We start from the raw sequence: 15,823 nt of genomic DNA, 5'->3' as shown, positions 1-15,823 counted from the left end.
GGGTGGCGTGGTTGGATGCCGGACCGGAGGTGTCGGGCCGGTTGGTGGTGACGGTGCATCATCTGGCGGTGGACGGGGTGTCCTGGCGCATCCTGCTGCCGGACCTGTTCACCGCCTGGCACGCGACCGGTCAGGAAGCGGTCCCGCAGGCGGCAGTTCACGAAGGGGCCATCCAACGATCGGCCCCGCGAAAGACGACAGCGCACGAACGGGTCACCCGGCAAGACGCGACCGCTCAAGAAGGGCTCCTTCAGGGAGCGGTCGCTCAGGTGAGAGTCCCGGTACTGGAGCCGGTGCCCACCTCCTTCCGTACCTGGGCACACCGCCTGCACGACGAGACGGCCCGCAGGACCGGCGAGCTCGATCACTGGACCCGCACGCTCGGTGGCGGCACCGGGCGGCTGGACCCGTCCACGGACACCTTCGCCACCCAGCGCCACCTCACGCTCGAACTTCCCGCCGATGTCACCGTTCCGCTGCTCACCCGGCTCCCGGCGGCGTTCCGCGGCCGGGTCAACGACGTGCTGCTCGCCGGGCTCGCGCTGGCGGTGACCCGCTGCACCGGGCAGCGGGAGGTGCTGCTCGACCTGGAGGGGCACGGCCGTGCGGAGATCTTCCCCGACGCCGACCTGTCCAGGACCGTGGGCTGGTTCACCACCATCCACCCCGTCAGGCTCGACCCGGGCCCCGCCGACTGGACCGACCTTTCGGGTCCCACCGCCGCGCGGGCGATAAAACGGGTCAAGGAGCAGCTCCGTGCGACTCCCGGCGAAGGCATCGGTTACGGCCTGCTCCGCCACCTCAACCCCGTCACCGCGCGGGAACTGGCCCGGTGTCCCGTACCGGAGCTGGCTTTCAACTACCTCGGCCGCGTCGAGGCCGCCACAGGTGCGGACTGGTCCCCGGCGCCCGAGTCGGAGGCGGTGGGCGGAGGGCACGCGGCCGACCTCGCGCTCCCGCACGCGCTGGAGGTCAACGCCCTCACCAGGGACCTGCCGGACGGGCCGCGCCTCTCGGCGACCTGGTCGTGGGCCGGGCGCCTGTACGGCGAGGAGCAGGTCAGGGAGCTGGCCGAGGCGTGGTTCACCGCCCTCACCGGCCTGTCCCGACACACCGGAGACGGTCTGACCCCGTCGGACCTGCTGATCTCCATCGGCCAGGAAGAGATCGACGCGTTCGCGGCGGAACTCGACGCGGAGTGGAGCGCACGGTGAGCCAGCTTGAGGACATCCTGCCGTTGTCGCCGCTGCAACAGGGCCTGTTCTTCCACGCCCTGTTCGACGAGGCGGCGCCCGACGTCTACACCGCGCAGCTCGTGCTGGAGCTGGAGGGCGCCCTCGACGTCCCCGCGCTGCGGGACGCGGCCTGTCGGCTGGTGCACCGTCACGCCAACCTGCGGGCCTCGTTCCGGCAGCGGGCGGGGGGCGATCCCGTGCAGTTGGTGCACCGGCGGGTGGAGGTGCCGTGGCGGGAGGTGGCGGGGACCGACGCCGAGACGGTGGCCGCCGAGGAGCGGGCCCGGCGGTTCGACCTGTCCCGGCCGCCGCTGATGCGGTTCGTGCTGGTACGGAGTGGTCCCCAGAGATACCGGCTGGTTTTCACCAACCATCACATCCTGCTGGACGGCTGGTCGACACCGCTGCTGGCGGCCGAGCTGTTCGCGCTGTACTCGGGCCGGGAACCCGCCCCCGCGCCGCCGTACCGCGACCATCTGGCCTGGCTGGCACGCCAGGACCGGGCCGCCGCGCGGGAGGCGTGGTGCCGTGCCCTGGACGGGGTCGCCGGGCCGACCCTCGTCGCCGCAGACCTCGTCATCCGGACGCCGGTGAATCCCGGATGCGTCCGAGCCCAGCTCGACAGGGATCTCACCGGCCGCCTCAGCTCCGTCCTGCGCGCCCGATCGCTCACCCTCAACACGGCGGTCCAGGGGGTCTGGGCTCTGCTGCTGGCCCAGCTGACCGGCCGCGACGACGTCGTCTTCGGCGGTACGGTCTCCGGCCGCCCACCCGAGCTGCCCGGCGCCGAACGCATGATCGGACTGTTCATCAACACCCTGCCGGTCCGGGTCCGGCTGCACCCCGCCGAGACCCTGGCCGGGCTGCTCGAACGCCTCCAGGCGGAGCAGTCCGAGCTGTTCGCCCATCACCACCTCGGCCTGTCCGACATCCAGCGCGCCTGCGGGCTGGGGCAGCTCTTCGACACCATGACGGTCCTGGAGAACTACCCTCTCGACACCGCGACCCTGAACGGCCGTTCCGTGGAAGCGGGCGTGGAAGCGGGACCGCGGCTCGCGGGTGCCTCGGGCAGCGACGCGACCCACTACCCGCTGGCCCTGGCGGTCGTCCCCGGTGAGCGGCTCTCCCTGCGACTCGACCACCGCCCCGACGTCGTCCCCCACGCTGAGGCCGTCAGGCTCCTGGACAGGCTCGTCCTTCTTCTCAAGGCCGTCGCCACCGACCCCGAGCTGCCGCTCGCCCGGCTCGACCCGCTCTCCGCCGACGAGCGCGTCCGGATCCTTGACGACTGGAACGGCCCCGAACCCCTGCCCGTGCCCGGGGCCGCGACGACGATCGCGGGTGCCTTCGCCGAGCGGGTGCGGCGGGCACCGGATGCCGAGGCCGTCGTCGGCGACGGTTTCTCCCTCAGCTACGCCGAGCTGGACGGCCGGGCCGACCGGCTGGCTCGCCGGCTGGTCGGGCTGGGCGTCCGCGCTGAGACGCCGGTCGCGGTCCTGCTCGACAGGTCCGCCGACGTGGTCGTGACGACCCTGGCCATCGCCAAGGCGGGGGGAGCCTACGTCCCGATCCACCACGGCCACCCACCGGACCGGATGAGCTGGGTGATGGCCGACACCGGCGCTCCGGTACTGGTCACCGACCGCACTCCCGGATTCGAGCACGCCGCCGAGGTGGTCCGGGTGGACGAGCCCGTCCCGGCCGATCCGGCACCGCCGGAGCCGCGGGTCGAGGTTCACCCCGAGCATCTCGCGTACGTCATCTACACCTCGGGTTCGACGGGAACGCCGAAGGGGGTCGCGGTGCGGCAGCGCGACGTCGTGGCCCTGGCCGCGGATCGCAGGTGGGAGCGGCACCGGCGGGTGCTGATGCACTCGCCGCACGCCTTCGACGCCTCCACATACGAGATCTGGGTGCCGCTGCTCCGTGGCGGTACCGTCGTCGTCGCGCCGCCGGGCGACCTCGGGCCCGACGCGTTCGCCGGCCTCGTCGCCAGGCACCGCCTGACCGCGCTGTTCATCACGACGGCACTGTTCAACCTGGTCGCGGAGGAGGCGCCGGGCACGTTCGCGCCGCTCGCCGAGGTCCTCACCGGCGGTGAGGCCGCCTCGGCCGCGGCCATGCGCCGGGTACTGGCGGCCTGCCCGCGGACCCTGCTCGGCCATGTCTACGGGCCCACCGAGGCCACGACGTACGCCACCCACCACCCTGTCTCCGCTGTCTCCCGCGTCGGCACGCCGCCCATCGGGCGGGCCATGGACGGCATGCGCGCCTACGTGCTGGACGGCTTCCTGCGGCCGGTCCCGCCGGGGGTGCCGGGCGAGCTGTACCTGGCGGGCGCCGGGCTGGCCCGCGGTTATCTCGGCCGCCCGGCGCTGACCGCGGAACGGTTCGTCGCCTGCCCGTACGGCGGGCGGATGTACCGGACCGGGGACGTGGTCAGGTGGTCGGCGGACGGCGTGCTGGAGTACCTGGCCCGTGCCGACCGCCAGGTCAAGATCCGGGGGTTCCGCATCGAGCCGGCGGAGATCGAGGCGGCCCTGGCAGGGCACCCGGATGTCGTCCAGGTGGCCGTGACCGTCCGCGACCGCCGCCTGCTCGCCTACGTGGTCGGCACCGTGGCGCCCGAGGAACTGCGGCGGTTCGCCGGGCGGACGCTCCCCGAGTACATGGTGCCGTCGTCGGTGATCGGCCTGGGCGCGCTGCCGCTCACCCCGAACGGGAAGGTGGACCGCGCCGCCCTGCCCTCGGGGTCCGCCCCCACCGCGGGGCGCGACCCTGGCACCCCTGAGGAGGAGTCGCTCTGCCGGCTGTTCGCCCAGGTGCTCGGCCTGGAGCGGGTCGGCGCCGACGACGGATTCTTCGACCTGGGGGGTGACAGCATCGGGGTGATCCGGCTGGTCTCCCTCGCGGCGCGGGAGGGGCTGGTGATCAGCCCGCGCGAGGTGTTCGCCCACCAGACGGCCGAGGCGCTCGCCCGCGCGCAGGGGGAGAGCACGCGGGACCTTGGAGAGGGAGGCCTGGAGATGCTGCTCCCGCTGCGTGCCTCGGGCTCCCGGCCGCCGCTGTTCTGCGTGCACCCCGGTGCCGGGCTCGGCTGGCCGTACGCGGGACTGCTCCGCCACCTCGGCCCTGACCAGCCCCTTTACGCCTTCCAGGCCAGGGTGCTGGCCGAGCCCGACTACGTGGCCCCGTCGATCGAGGCGATGGCCCTGGACTACCTGGAGCGCCTGCTCCAGGTCCGGCCGCACGGGCCGTACCGGCTGGCGGGCTGGTCCATGGGCGGTCTGATCGCCCACGCCATGGCCGTGGAGTTGCGCGAGCGAGGGGAGGAGGTCGCGCTGCTGGCGCTGCTCGACTCCTACCCGGGCCAGGAGATCAACCCGGACGAGCGTGACGTGCTGGTCGAGTTGCTCTCGGCCATCGACTACGACGGGCCGGGCGAGATCGGCGACGTCGTGGAGTTCCTGCGCGAGCAGGGCGGCCCGTACGCCACGCTGGACGAGCGGACGCTGACGGCGGTCTACCGGAACTACCGGAACGGTGTGAAGATTTCCGAGGAGTACGCGCCGAGGATGTTCGAGGGGGATGTGCTCTTCGTGACCGCGGCTCACGGCCACGAGGAGGGCGGTCCCACGGCCGCCGACTGGAAGCCGTACGTCACCGGCGCCATCCATGATCACCAGGTCGCCTGCGACCATGCGAACATGTTGAGTCCCGGGCCTATTGCGGAGATCGCCGCCCTTCTCAGAGAGGACACAGAGTGAGCAGCAACCCATTCGAGGACCCCGAGGGCGTCTATCTGGCGTTGATCAACGACGAGGGCCAGTATTCTCTCTGGCCCGCCTGGTCGGAGATCCCGGCGGGCTGGACCGTCGCCTTCGGTGAGGACTCCAGGCAGGCCTGCCTGGACCACATCGAGGCCAACTGGACCGACATGCGGCCCAACAGCCTGATCAGGGCGATGGAACAGTGAGCGGCCGAGTGCACGGGGGAATCGCATGACCTGGCTGCGCTGCGCCTCCCCCCGCCCGGGGGCGACCACGCGGCTGTTCTGCTTCACGCACGCGGGCGGGTCGGCCACCGCCTACCGGGACTGGCCCGCGCTGCTACCCGACTCCGTCGAGCTCCACGCGACGCAGCTGCCGGGCAGGGCGGACCGGTTCGGAGAACCGTCGCCCCAGGACATGGACACGCTGGCCGACCTGGTGACCGAGGCGATGTTGCCGCTGCTGGACCGGCGTTTCGCGCTGTTCGGGCACAGCATGGGAGCGATGCTCGCCTACGAGGTCACCCGCCGCCTGGAGGCCAGGGGACTCGCCCCGGCGCGGCTGCTGGTGTCCGGGGTGAGGGCACCGCACGATCCCCGGGAGAGGATCGCGATCTCGGATTACGACGACGACCGCCTCGTCGCCGAGCTGGCCAAGCTCGGCGGTACCGAGGTGGAGATCCTCGCCCACCGGGCGATGCGCGAGATCGTCCTGCCCTACATCCGCGCCGACTTCCGGCTGGTCGAGGCCTACCGCCATCGCCCGGGACCCCCGCTGCACACCCCGATCTCCGCTCTCGTCGGCGACGCGGACCCGGAGGTCACCCCGGCCCAGGCCAAGTCGTGGGAGGCCCGCACGATCTCCGACTTCTCCCTCACGGTCTTTCCCGGCGACCACTTCTACCTGCAGCCGCAGCGCGCGCCGGTGGTCGGGGAGATCACCCGGCTGCTCGGGGGATGAACGAGCCGATCAGAGGATGAGCGCGAAGCAGTCCGGCCGGTAGTCGCGAGGCATCGGCCCGGGAGTCTCCAGCGCCTTGTTGACATAGGAGAGCATCACCGGATCGAGCGCCTCCAGGTTGTGCCCGATGGCACCCTCGATGATCCCCTTGAGCGGGCAGTCGTCCTGGAGCATCCGGTTGGTCACCTGCTCGGGCGGCCCCTCGACGAAGGTCGAGGCGGCCTCCTGCTCGGCCTTCAGCCCGAGCGCGGTGTAGTCGACGCCGGGCTCGACCATGGAGGGGGTGTTGAGCTCCTTCATCAGGGCCGAGTCCGAGTGGAGCTCGTCGCAGACCGTCTCCCCGCCGCAGCTCCTGCGCAGCTCCCCGGTCAGCTCGTGGTGCGGCGCCCCCAGGGTGACCAGCTCGGACACCTTGCCCGCCCCGCCCTCCGAGCGCATGTACGCCCGGGGGACGATCCCTCCGAGGCTGTGCCCGACGATCGCCACCTTCTCGGCCCCGGTGGCCTGGAGCACCCCGTCCACGAAGTTTCCCAGCGTCCGGGCCGAGCGCCTGATCGAGTTGCTCCAGCCGTAGTCGAGGGCGAAGACGCAGTAGCCCTGCTTGCTCAGGTAGGGGGCCGCGACGGGCCAGGTCGCCGCCCCCGTGCTTCGCGCGCCGTGGACGAGCACCACCGGGTACGGCGCGTCCTGGCGGGGCCGGCAGTCGAAGTCGTTGGCCTTCGACAGTCCTTCCGAGGCCAGCCGTCCGGCCTCGGCGACCATGTCCACCTTGGGCGGCGGAGACGCGGACCGCCCGCCGGTGAGCGTGCCGGCCGCGACGGTGAGCACCGCGAACCCCGTCACGACACACAGGACGATCACGATGATGTGGCCGAGACGGAGCTGCCCCACTCGATCTCTCCTCAGAAAGAACGCCGGACAAGAGCCTTTCTCGCCACCCCGCACCGGAGCTATGCCCTGCCCGCGCCTGTTGCCGCCGCAAAGTTGGCACTCTCGCAACAAGCGGGGCCGGGGAACGCCCTCTCCCGCCGCCACAGCCGGGGGCGTCTACGCCTCCGGAGACCGCTCGGCTGGCGGATTGTGTCGAAGAGTTGGCCTTCCTTGGGCAGTGAGTGCCCATGAGACGAGGCGTGGGGGCCGTTAGCGTCAGCCTGTGGGTGAACGAGTACTGATCGCGCTCGGTGGCAACGCGATGACGGGGCCCGACGGCGGGGCCTCACCTGGTGACCAGCGCCGCGCGGTCGAGCAGGCCGTCCGCCATGTCGCCGCGCTCATCGCGGACGGCCACCAGGTGACCCTCACCCATGGCAACGGCCCCCAGGTCGGCAACCTGATCCTGAAGAACCAGCTCGCCGCGCACGTCGTGCCCCCGGTGCCGCTCGACTGGTGCGGGGCACAGACGCAGGCCACCATAGGCACCCTCGTCCTCAACGCGCTCGACGGCCGCGCGGCCGTCGTGGTCACCCGCACGCTCGTCGACCCCGCCGACCCGGCCTTCCAGGACCCGGTCAAGCCGATCGGCCGCTACTTCAGCGAGGCGGAGGCCCGTCGCTTCGAGGAGCTCGGGCAGACCTGGCGCCGCTTCGACCGGGGCTGGCGCCGCGTGGTGGCCTCCCCCGAGCCGCTGGAGATCCTCGACGCCCCCGCGATCGCCGCGCTGGTGGCCGCGGGCTTCACCGTCGTGGCCGCGGGTGGTGGCGGCGTGCCGGTGGCCCGCGACGCCGGAGGGCGGCTGGGCGGGGTCGAGGCCGTGATCGACAAGGATCTGGCGGCGGCGGTGCTCGCCCGGGACGTGCGGGCCACGGTCCTGGTCATCGCGACGGACGTCCCCGGGGCCGTCGTCGGGTTCGGCACGGCCCAGGCCAGACCCCTGGGCGCCGTCACCGCGGCCGAGTTGCGCGTACTACACGCCGCCGGGCACTTCGCCGGCGGCAGCATGGGGCCGAAGGTCGAGGCCGCGCTGCGCTTCGTCGAGCAGGGCGGCGACCGGTCGGTGATCACCTCCTTGGAGAACATCGGGGCGGCGCTCACCGGCGAGAGCGGCACCGTGGTGCGAAAGTGAACACGACGCGATTGAAAGGTGGCAGGGATGCCGGAACCCATTGAAGTGCGCAAGGTGCCCATCGAGAGCGTGACCGACGCCTCCGGGCTGGCCCGGCTCATCGACGACGGGGTGATCGAGGCGCACCGGGTGCTCGCGGTGATCGGCAAGACCGAGGGCAACGGCGGGGTGAACGACTACACCCGGATCCTGGCCGACAGGGCCTTTCGCGAGGTGCTGGAGGCCAAGGGACATCCTTCCCCCGAGAGCGTGCCGCTGGTGTGGTCGGGAGGCACCGACGGCGTGCTCAGCCCGCATGCCACGATCTTCGCCACCACGGCGAACGCCGAGCCGAGCGACGAGCCGCGGGTGAGCGTCGGCATCGCGATGAGCGATGTGATCCTGCCCGAGGACATCGGCCGGCCCGCGATGGTGGAGAAGGTGGCCGCCGGAGTGCGTGAGGCCATGAAGCTCGCCGGGATCGACGATCCCGCCGACGTGCACTACGTCCAGACCAAGACCCCGCTGCTCACCCTGTCCACGATCAACGACGCCAAGTCGCGCGGCAAGGACGTGGTGATCGAGGACACCGGCCCGTCGATGGACATCTCCAACTCCACCACCGCGCTCGGCATCGCCGTCGCGCTCGGTGAGATCGAGATGCCCGCCGCCGACCAGATCCACCGCGACCTGTCGCTCTACTCCTCCGTCGCCTCGTGCTCCTCCGGCGTCGAGCTGGACCGGGCCCAGATCGTGGTCGTCGGCAACGTACGGGGCATCGGTGGCCGCTACCGGATCGGCCACTCGGTCATGAGGGACGCGCTGGACGCCGACGGCATCTGGGAGGCCATCCGCTCCAGTGGCATCGAGCTGCCCGACCGCCCCCACCCGTCCGACCTGGGTGACCGGCTGGTCAACGTCTTCATGAAGTGCGAGGCCGACCCGTCGGGCAGCGTGCGGGGCCGCCGCAACATCATGCTCGACGACTCAGACGTGCACTGGCACCGCCAGATCAAGGCCACCGTGGGCGGCGTCGCGGCCAGCGTCACCGGTGACCCGGCCGTGTTCGTCTCGGTCGCCGCGGTCCACCAGGGCCCGAGCGGCGGCGGCCCGGTGGCCGCCATCGCCGACCTCGGCTGACGGGTACGCGCTCGGGGCGGGGCGGAAATCCTCCCCGAGCGCCACCGCGGGTAGGCTCCCGGTTCGTGCCGAGTATTCCGCAGCCCCTGGTCCCCGGCGACGACGGCGCCGCCGACGCCACCGTGACATCCGCGCTCGCCGCCTTCGCCGCGGGGGAGGCGGAGGCCGGTGCGGTCGTCGCCGCGCTGAGCGGAACACGGCTGCTCGTGCCCGTGGTCGCCCTGTTGAAGGAGTCGGAGATCGGCGAGCACGGGTTGCGGCAGGAGAAGGAGAGCGAGATGGCCCTGCCGAAGCTCGTCGGCGCGGACGGGCGCGAGGCGGTGCTCTCCTTCACCGGGATGGAGCCGCTGCGGCGGTGGCGCCGGGACGCCAGGCCCATCCAGGCCACCATCCTTCAGGTCTGCCAGGCGGCGGTGCACGAGAACACCGCCGCGGTGGTGATCGACGTCGCGGGCCCGGTGCCCTTCGTGATCGAGGGTGCTCTGCTGCGGGCACTCGCCGCGGTCGAGTCGGGCACCCTTGACGAGCTGGGCCCCGAGGTCACAGTGGCACGGATGGAAGAGATCGCCGAGCCTCCCAGGCGTCGGCGGTTCGGTTGGCCACCGCGTGGACGAGGTTGACCGTCAGAATCGCCGGGGCGATCACGGCGACGAACCCGCCGAAGTCGCGCTCGAAGACCAGGGCGAGGATCACCGCGGTCACGCCGTTCTGCTGGGCGAGCCCCAGGTGCACCCGGTCGATCAGCGGCAGGCCGTGGGTGAGCACCAGCGCGGCGACCAGAGGCGCCGGCGATACTGGATGAGCAGTTGAACTCCTCCCGGCCTGGAGGCCGGGGTTTCTCCCGTCGCGTCGGGTTAAGCGGCGCGCGGGGGTTGACGCTTCGCAGACCGGGCATTCCCGAGGTCTCCACGTCCTGACACCGCTGTTCCGTCGGCGTTGTTGATGTTGATCGCGGCGTTGGTGTCGGCATGGCCGACCCATCCGCAGTCGGGGTTGGTACAGGCGAACACGGTTCCGGCACGGCTGGCCGCATCACGGTGGCCGCACCGGTGGCAGGTCTGTGAGGTGCCGGGTGCGGGGACTTTGACGACCTGCCCGCCCCGGTCTGTGGTCTTGTATTCCAGCAGGGTGACGGTCCGGCCCCAGGCCTCCCCGCTGATCGACCGGTTCAGCCCGGCCTTTTGCCTGACGTTCTTGCCTGGGGCTTCGGCGGTGCCCTTGGCGGAGCGGAGCATGGTGGTGATGGGCAGGTTCTCCACCTTGATCACGCTGAAGGTGGCGGCGAGTTCGGTGGTGGTCTGGTGCTGCCAGTCGACGGCTCGGCGCTTGGCTGTCGCGCGAAGCCGGGCGATCTGGTCGTAGGTGCGGGCCAGCCGATGCGAGGTCGGTTCACCACGATGGCGGGTGCGCCGCTGGCGGGCCGCTTTCTTCTCCAGTCGGCGCAGGTGTTCTTTCTCGCCATTGCCGAGCCAGGGTGCGTGCTCACGCATGGTGCCGTCCGACAGGGCCAGGGCGACGGTGATGCCCCGGTCGATGCCGACCTGCGGCCCCTGGTGGGCGGCGGCGGGTTCGGCCAGGGTCTCGGTGCGGAACACGATGTGCCAGCCATCAGGTTCCTTGACCAGCCGTGCCCCAGTGATGCGCCCGGCGGGGCCGCCTTTGGTGACGCCGGGCAGGTCCTTGGTCCACCGGAACCGGGCCCGCCCGGCTTTGGGCAGGTTCACCAGTCCCCACCGCCGGTTCAGGCGGACGATGTTCAGGTGCTGGGCCTGGGGGACGTCCACGGCCATCCGGGACCGGGACCGGCTTTTGAAGGTGGGCCGTCGGGCGGGGTGGTCGGGGTTGAGGAAGTTCGCCCACGCCTGCCGGTAGGTCTTCAGCACCGCCTGGGCGGCCTGGGCGGGCAGTTGACCCATCCAGTCGATCTCCCGGCGGGCCACCCGGATCGCCTCGTCACATTCTTTCAACGACGCCAGCCGGCCCGGGCGGAAGGTGGCGTACTCGTGCAGCAGGTTCCACAGCGCGCGGGCGGCATGGGCTTGGCCGTCCAGCACCGTCACCTGGGCCGCGCTGAGATCAAGCCGCGCCTTGTGCGCCCGATGACGTTTCACCGACTCCACCAGCGGATCGTATCGTTTGGTTCATGTCACCGCGCTGGAATCCAAACCCCGATGTACGTACGGGACGGCACGTCGTCCACACTCTCCATGCGCATTTGGTGTTTGTCACCAAATATCGGCGTGGAGTGTTCACCGACGCGATGCTGGCCCGCTGTGAGGAGATCATGCGTGAGGTGTGTGCCGACTTCGAGGCCGAACTACGTGAGTTCAACGGCGACCACGACCACGTCCACCTGCTGATCCGCTACCCGCCGAAGGTCGCCCTGTCCAAGCTCGTCAACAGCCTCAAGGGAGTGTCTTCCCGCTACCTGCGCAAGGAGTACGCCTCCCACGTTCGCGGATATCTGTGGGGCGGGCGTTTGTGGTCGGGGTCCTACTTCGCCGGGTCGGTCGGCGGTGCACCGCTCACGGTGCTCGAGCAGTACATCGAGCAGCAGCAACGCCCGCTGTGACCTGTGGGTAAAGGCACGCTCGTGCCCTGGCGGGCACTCCCCGCGCGGGACTTCGTCCCCGACCTGAAGGACTCTGTTGCTCAATTGCCGCCGGTCGACGTCTGGCGTCGTTATCCGGTGCCGGGCACGCAGGTCGCGGAGATCGAAAACGAATTGGACAGCGGAGTCCTGAAGAGCCGGAGCACCGGCCCGCATTTCGGTAGACGCCGATGACGATGGCGAACGCGCTCACTCCCGTGGTGATCAGGAGGTCACTTCGAACCCCGCGATCCCCGGCGGGGCCGGGGTTCGCGGATTATGGTCGCTCCGTGAGCGAGTACGCCGAGCCGGCACACCGGCCCCCCCGCCCGCCTCGTACCGTCAGGCGTCCCCGGGTCTTCGGGGCGGTGGTGGTCTCGTGAGCCTCGTGGCGGCGCCGCTCCTCCCGGTCCTGGTGGCGGCCGCGTCGGGGGCGGTGATCGGGCTGTGGACGCGGCGCGTGGTGGCCCGCCACTCGGTGCCCGACGGGGAGTGGTCCGGGCGGCCCCGGCCGGTGGCGGGGGTCGTGGAGGTGACCACCGCGGTGGTGCTGGCCGCTCTCGCGCTGCGGGCGCTCTGGCCCGGCGTACCGGCCCAGGCGGTGACCACCCCGGCCGGGAGGGCCGGAGAACTGCTCGCCTTCGGCGGGCTGGCGGTGGTCGCCGTCGCCCTGTCCTTCGTCGACGCCGCCGTCCACCGGCTGCCCGACCGTCTCACCCTGGCCGCCTACCTGGGAACCGCCGTACCGCTCGCCGCGTCGGCCCTCGTCGACGGCCGCCTCGGCGATCTGTTCGGCGCGGGTCTCGGCGGTCTCGCCCTGGCGGGCTTCTACCTGGTGCTGCTCCTGATCAATCCGGCGGGAATGGGGCTGGGCGACGTCAAGTTCGCGGCGAGCCTGGGCACCGCCCTCGGCTGGCTGGGCTGGGACACCCTGGTCGCCGGGACCTTCCTCGGCCTGGTGGCCGGGGGCGTCTACGGGGCCGCCCTGATGGTCCTGCGCCGCGCGGGCCGCAAGAGCGAGATCCCCTTCGGCCCCTTCATGGCCATTGGCACCCTCGCCGCGGTCCTCACCGCGCTCTGACCGCCGGCGGATGTCTCACTCCGTGAACCGGGGCCATTCCAGTGGGCGACACGTGGAAGACTTGTCAGCATGTTGCGTTGGTTGACCGCCGGAGAGTCTCACGGCCCCGAACTCGTCGCGATCCTGGAAGGCCTGCCCGCGGGGGTGGAGGTGACCACCGCCCGGCTGGACGAGGCGCTGCGCCGTCGCCGCCTCGGTTATGGCCGCGGGGCACGGATGAAGTTCGAGCAGGACGTCGTCACCATCGTGGGCGGGGTCCGCCACGGCCGCACGCTCGGCAGTCCCGTCGCCATCCGGGTGGGCAACACCGAGTGGCCCAAATGGGAGACGGTCATGGCGGCCGACCCCGTCGACCCGGCCGTGCTGGAGGGGCAGGCGCGCAACGCGCCGCGCTCCCGCCCCCGCCCCGGCCACGCCGACCTCGCGGGCATGCAGAAGTACGGCTTCGACGACGCCCGCCCGGTGCTCGACCGGGCCAGCGCCCGGGAGACCGCGGCCCGTGTCGCGCTCGGCCAGGTGGCGCGGAGCTTCCTCAAGCAGGCCCTCGGCGTCGACATCGTCAGCCACGTCGTCTCGATCGGCGGGGCGGCGACCACCCCTGGAGTCATCCCCGGCCCCGGTGACCTGGCGGCGATCGACGCCGACCCGGTGCGCTGCGCCGATCCGGAGGGCAGCGCGGCGATGGTCGCCGAGATCGACAGGGCGCGCAAGGACGGCGACACCCTCGGCGGCGTCGTCGAGGTGGTCGCCTACGGCCTGCCGCCGGGCCTGGGCAGCTACACCCACTGGGACCGCCGGCTCGACGCCCGCCTCGCGGCCGGCCTGATGGGCATCCAGGCGATCAAGGGTGTCGCCGTCGGCGACGGCTTCGAGACGGCCCGCCGCCCCGGCTCTCTGGCCCACGACGAGATCGAGAACACCGCGGACGGCATCCGCCGGATCACCAACCGGGCCGGTGGCGTCGAGGGCGGCATGACCAACGGCGAGCCGCTGCGCGTCAGCGCGGCGATGAAGCCGATCTCCACGGTCCCCAGGGCGCTGGCCACCGTCGACGTGCTGACCGGTGAGGCGGCCAAGGCCCACCACGAGCGCTCGGACGTGTGCGCGGTCCCGGCCGCCGCGATCGTCGCCGAGGCCATGGTGGCGCTGATCCTGGCCGACGCCGCGATCGAGAAGTTCGGCGGAGACTCCGTCGAGGAGGTCGCCCGCAACCTGTCCGGCTACCTCTCCTCGTTGGTGATCAAGTGAGCGGGCGCCAGGCCGGCGAGCCGCGGTCCAAGGAGGCCGGATGAGTCCCCGTGCAGTACTGATCGGCCCTCCGGGGTCGGGCAAGTCGACCATCGGACAGCTCCTGGCCGACCGGCTCGGGGTCGCCTTCCGCGACACCGACACCGACGTCGAGCTCACGGCGGGCAAGCCGGTGAGCGACATCTTCATCGAGGACGGCGAGGAGATCTTCCGCGAGCTGGAAGCCGACGCCGTACGGCGGGCGCTGGCCGAGCACGACGGCGTGCTCTCTCTCGGTGGCGGCGCGATCCTCGCCGAGGCCACCTGCGAGCTGCTGGCCGAGCATCCGGTGGTCTACCTGGAGGTCGGTCTCTCCAACGCAGTCCAGCGGGTGGGCCTGGCCTCGGCGCGGCCGTTGCTCGTGCTGAACCCGCGCAGCCGGCTGAAGAAGCTGATGGACGCCCGTCGCCCCATCTACGAGAAGCTGGCCAGGATCGTCGTGGTGACCGACGAGCGCGAGCCCGGCCAGATCGTCGACGAGATCGTGAGAGGCCTGGAGCCATGACGATCTCCAGGATCAAGGTCGCCGGCGAGAGCCCGTACGACGTGGTGGTCGGCACCGGAGTGCTCGGCGAGCTGCCCGGCCTGCTCGGGCCGAAGGTCCGCACCGTCGCCGTGATCCACCCCGGGAGCCTGCCGGAGATCGCCCGCCCGGTCTGCGGCGCGATCGAGGCGGCCGGGTACGAGGTGGTCCCGTTGCCGGTGCCCGACGCCGAGCGCGCCAAGACCGTCGAGGTGGCTGCGGAGCTCTGGTCGGCCTTCGGCCGCGCGGGCATCACCCGGTCCGACGCCGTGGTCGGCGTCGGCGGGGGGGCGACCACCGACCTGGCGGGGTTCGCCGCCGCCACCTGGCTGCGCGGTGTCAAGGTGGTGCAGGTGCCGACGACACTGCTCGGCATGGTCGACGCGGCCGTGGGCGGCAAGACCGGTATCAACACCCCCGAGGGCAAGAACCTGGTCGGGTCCTTCCACCCGCCGGCGGGGGTCCTGTGCGACCTGGCCACCCTGGTCTCGGTGCCCCGCGACGACTACGTGGGCGGCCTCGCGGAGATCATCAAGGGTGGTTTCATCGCGGACCCGAAGATCCTCTCGCTCATCGAGGACGACCCCGAGGGGGCCAGGCTCCCCGAGGGGCGGCACACCCGCGAGCTGATCGAGCGCAAGATCCAGGTCAAGGCCGACGTCGTCGGCGCCGACCTGCGCGAGGGCGGCCTGCGGGAGATCCTCAACTACGGCCACACCCTGGCCCACGCCATCGAGCGCGTCGAGCGGTACCGGATGCGCCACGGCGAGGCCGTCGCGATCGGCATGGTCTACGCGGCCGAGCTGTCTCATCTGGACGGCAGGATCGGTACCGACCTCGTGGAGCGGACCAGGTCCATCCTGACCTCGGTCGGGCTGCCCACCGCCTACCGCCGCGAGGCCTGGCCCGAGCTCCGCGACCACATGCGCCTCGACAAGAAGAGCCGCGGTGCCACGCTGCGCTTCGTCCTCCTGGACGACCTGGCGAAGGTGTCCCCGCTGTCCGACCCCTCGGAGGAGCTTCTCGAAGCCGCCTACCGGGAGATCGCCCGGTGAGCTTCACGACACCGGTGCTCCCGGCGGGTATCGCGGGCCTCGGCCTGAGGTCGTACGCGCCGGCCCTGCGCGCCGTCGCCGAGAGCACCTCCTGAATACGGGCGACTCGGAACTTCCCACGCTCCGGCGGCCGCACCCGGC

The 15,823-nt window shown here is 71.7% G+C and carries 15 protein-coding genes; 12 read left to right on the top strand and 3 right to left on the bottom strand.

The window, feature by feature from the left end; translation table 11 throughout:
• From ABZU75_RS38980 to ABZU75_RS38965, 4 genes are all read left to right on the top strand, one after another.
• Window positions 1-1,214 (top strand): condensation domain-containing protein (locus ABZU75_RS38980; protein WP_355565976.1); only part of this gene is annotated, 1,214 nt, incomplete at its 5' end.
• Window positions 1,211-5,002, top strand: a complete 3,792-nt coding sequence (locus tag ABZU75_RS38975; protein WP_355565973.1) for an amino acid adenylation domain-containing protein — start codon at window positions 1,211-1,213, stop codon at window positions 5,000-5,002. The genes ABZU75_RS38980 and ABZU75_RS38975, both read left to right, overlap by 4 nt.
• Entirely contained in the window at window positions 4,999-5,211 is a 213-nt protein-coding gene (locus tag ABZU75_RS38970) for an MbtH family protein (protein WP_355565970.1), read from the top strand. Before ABZU75_RS38975 ends, ABZU75_RS38970 begins: the two co-directional genes overlap by 4 nt.
• A 25-nt stretch (window positions 5,212-5,236) precedes the next feature.
• Entirely contained in the window at window positions 5,237-5,965 is a 729-nt protein-coding gene (locus ABZU75_RS38965) for an alpha/beta fold hydrolase (RefSeq protein WP_355565967.1), read from the top strand.
• Window positions 5,966-5,974: 9 nt separating this feature from the next.
• Here the strand turns inward: ABZU75_RS38965 and ABZU75_RS38960 are convergent, their stop codons facing one another.
• On the bottom strand, window positions 5,975-6,856 hold the full coding sequence (locus ABZU75_RS38960) for an alpha/beta fold hydrolase (RefSeq protein WP_355565964.1): 882 nt from the start codon (window positions 6,854-6,856) through the stop codon (window positions 5,975-5,977).
• 262 nt (window positions 6,857-7,118) lie between these two features.
• Here ABZU75_RS38960 and arcC point away from each other — a divergent pair, with 262 nt between their 5' ends.
• The 3 genes from arcC to ABZU75_RS38945 all read left to right on the top strand — a co-directional run bounded on the left by arcC (window position 7,119) and on the right by ABZU75_RS38945 (window position 9,766).
• Window positions 7,119-8,027, top strand: a complete 909-nt coding sequence (arcC, locus tag ABZU75_RS38955; RefSeq protein ID WP_355565961.1) for a carbamate kinase — start codon at window positions 7,119-7,121, stop codon at window positions 8,025-8,027.
• A gap of 27 nt (window positions 8,028-8,054) precedes the next feature.
• On the top strand, window positions 8,055-9,146 hold the full coding sequence (locus ABZU75_RS38950) for a ring-opening amidohydrolase (RefSeq protein WP_350916171.1): 1,092 nt from the start codon (window positions 8,055-8,057) through the stop codon (window positions 9,144-9,146).
• A 65-nt stretch (window positions 9,147-9,211) separates the two neighbouring features.
• The gene (locus ABZU75_RS38945) at window positions 9,212-9,766 is read left to right on the top strand and encodes an SseB family protein (RefSeq protein ID WP_350916173.1); all 555 of its coding nucleotides are present in this window, start codon (window positions 9,212-9,214) and stop codon (window positions 9,764-9,766) included.
• On the opposite strand, the gene ABZU75_RS38940 is transcribed toward ABZU75_RS38945, so the two are convergent.
• Together ABZU75_RS38940 and ABZU75_RS38935 are read right to left on the bottom strand one after the other, a co-directional pair.
• A complete protein-coding gene (locus ABZU75_RS38940; RefSeq protein ID WP_355565957.1) occupies window positions 9,687-9,911 on the bottom strand; it encodes a hypothetical protein in 225 nt (74 codons plus the stop codon). The genes ABZU75_RS38945 and ABZU75_RS38940 overlap by 80 nt on opposite strands.
• A gap of 89 nt (window positions 9,912-10,000) precedes the next feature.
• Window positions 10,001-11,266 (bottom strand): transposase, encoded by a 1,266-nt coding sequence (locus ABZU75_RS38935; protein ID WP_355565954.1) that lies wholly within the window; start codon window positions 11,264-11,266, stop codon window positions 10,001-10,003.
• Between the two features lie 23 nt (window positions 11,267-11,289).
• On the opposite strand from ABZU75_RS38935, the gene tnpA reads away from it, so the two are divergent.
• The 5 genes from tnpA to aroB all read left to right on the top strand — a co-directional run bounded on the left by tnpA (window position 11,290) and on the right by aroB (window position 15,682).
• Window positions 11,290-11,718 (top strand): IS200/IS605 family transposase, encoded by a 429-nt coding sequence (gene tnpA, locus ABZU75_RS38930; RefSeq protein ID WP_355565951.1) that lies wholly within the window; start codon window positions 11,290-11,292, stop codon window positions 11,716-11,718.
• A 397-nt stretch (window positions 11,719-12,115) separates the two neighbouring features.
• Window positions 12,116-12,817, top strand: coding sequence for an A24 family peptidase (locus ABZU75_RS38925; protein WP_355565948.1), 702 nt, complete (start codon window positions 12,116-12,118; stop codon window positions 12,815-12,817).
• A gap of 69 nt (window positions 12,818-12,886) precedes the next feature.
• Window positions 12,887-14,065, top strand: coding sequence for a chorismate synthase (gene aroC / locus ABZU75_RS38920; RefSeq protein WP_355565945.1), 1,179 nt, complete (start codon window positions 12,887-12,889; stop codon window positions 14,063-14,065).
• Between the two features lie 40 nt (window positions 14,066-14,105).
• Window positions 14,106-14,609 (top strand): shikimate kinase, encoded by a 504-nt coding sequence (locus tag ABZU75_RS38915; protein ID WP_355565943.1) that lies wholly within the window; start codon window positions 14,106-14,108, stop codon window positions 14,607-14,609.
• Window positions 14,606-15,682: a 3-dehydroquinate synthase gene (gene aroB / locus ABZU75_RS38910; RefSeq protein WP_355565940.1), complete on the top strand. Its 1,077-nt coding sequence runs from the start codon at window positions 14,606-14,608 to the stop codon at window positions 15,680-15,682. Before ABZU75_RS38915 ends, aroB begins: the two co-directional genes overlap by 4 nt.
• Window positions 15,683-15,823 lie beyond the last annotated feature (141 nt).

It is taken from the genome of Streptosporangium sp. NPDC005286 (assembly GCF_040607515.1).
Classification (GTDB): Bacteria; Actinomycetota; Actinomycetes; order Streptosporangiales; family Streptosporangiaceae; genus Streptosporangium.
This window is presented reverse-complemented; position numbering and strand designations above follow the sequence as displayed.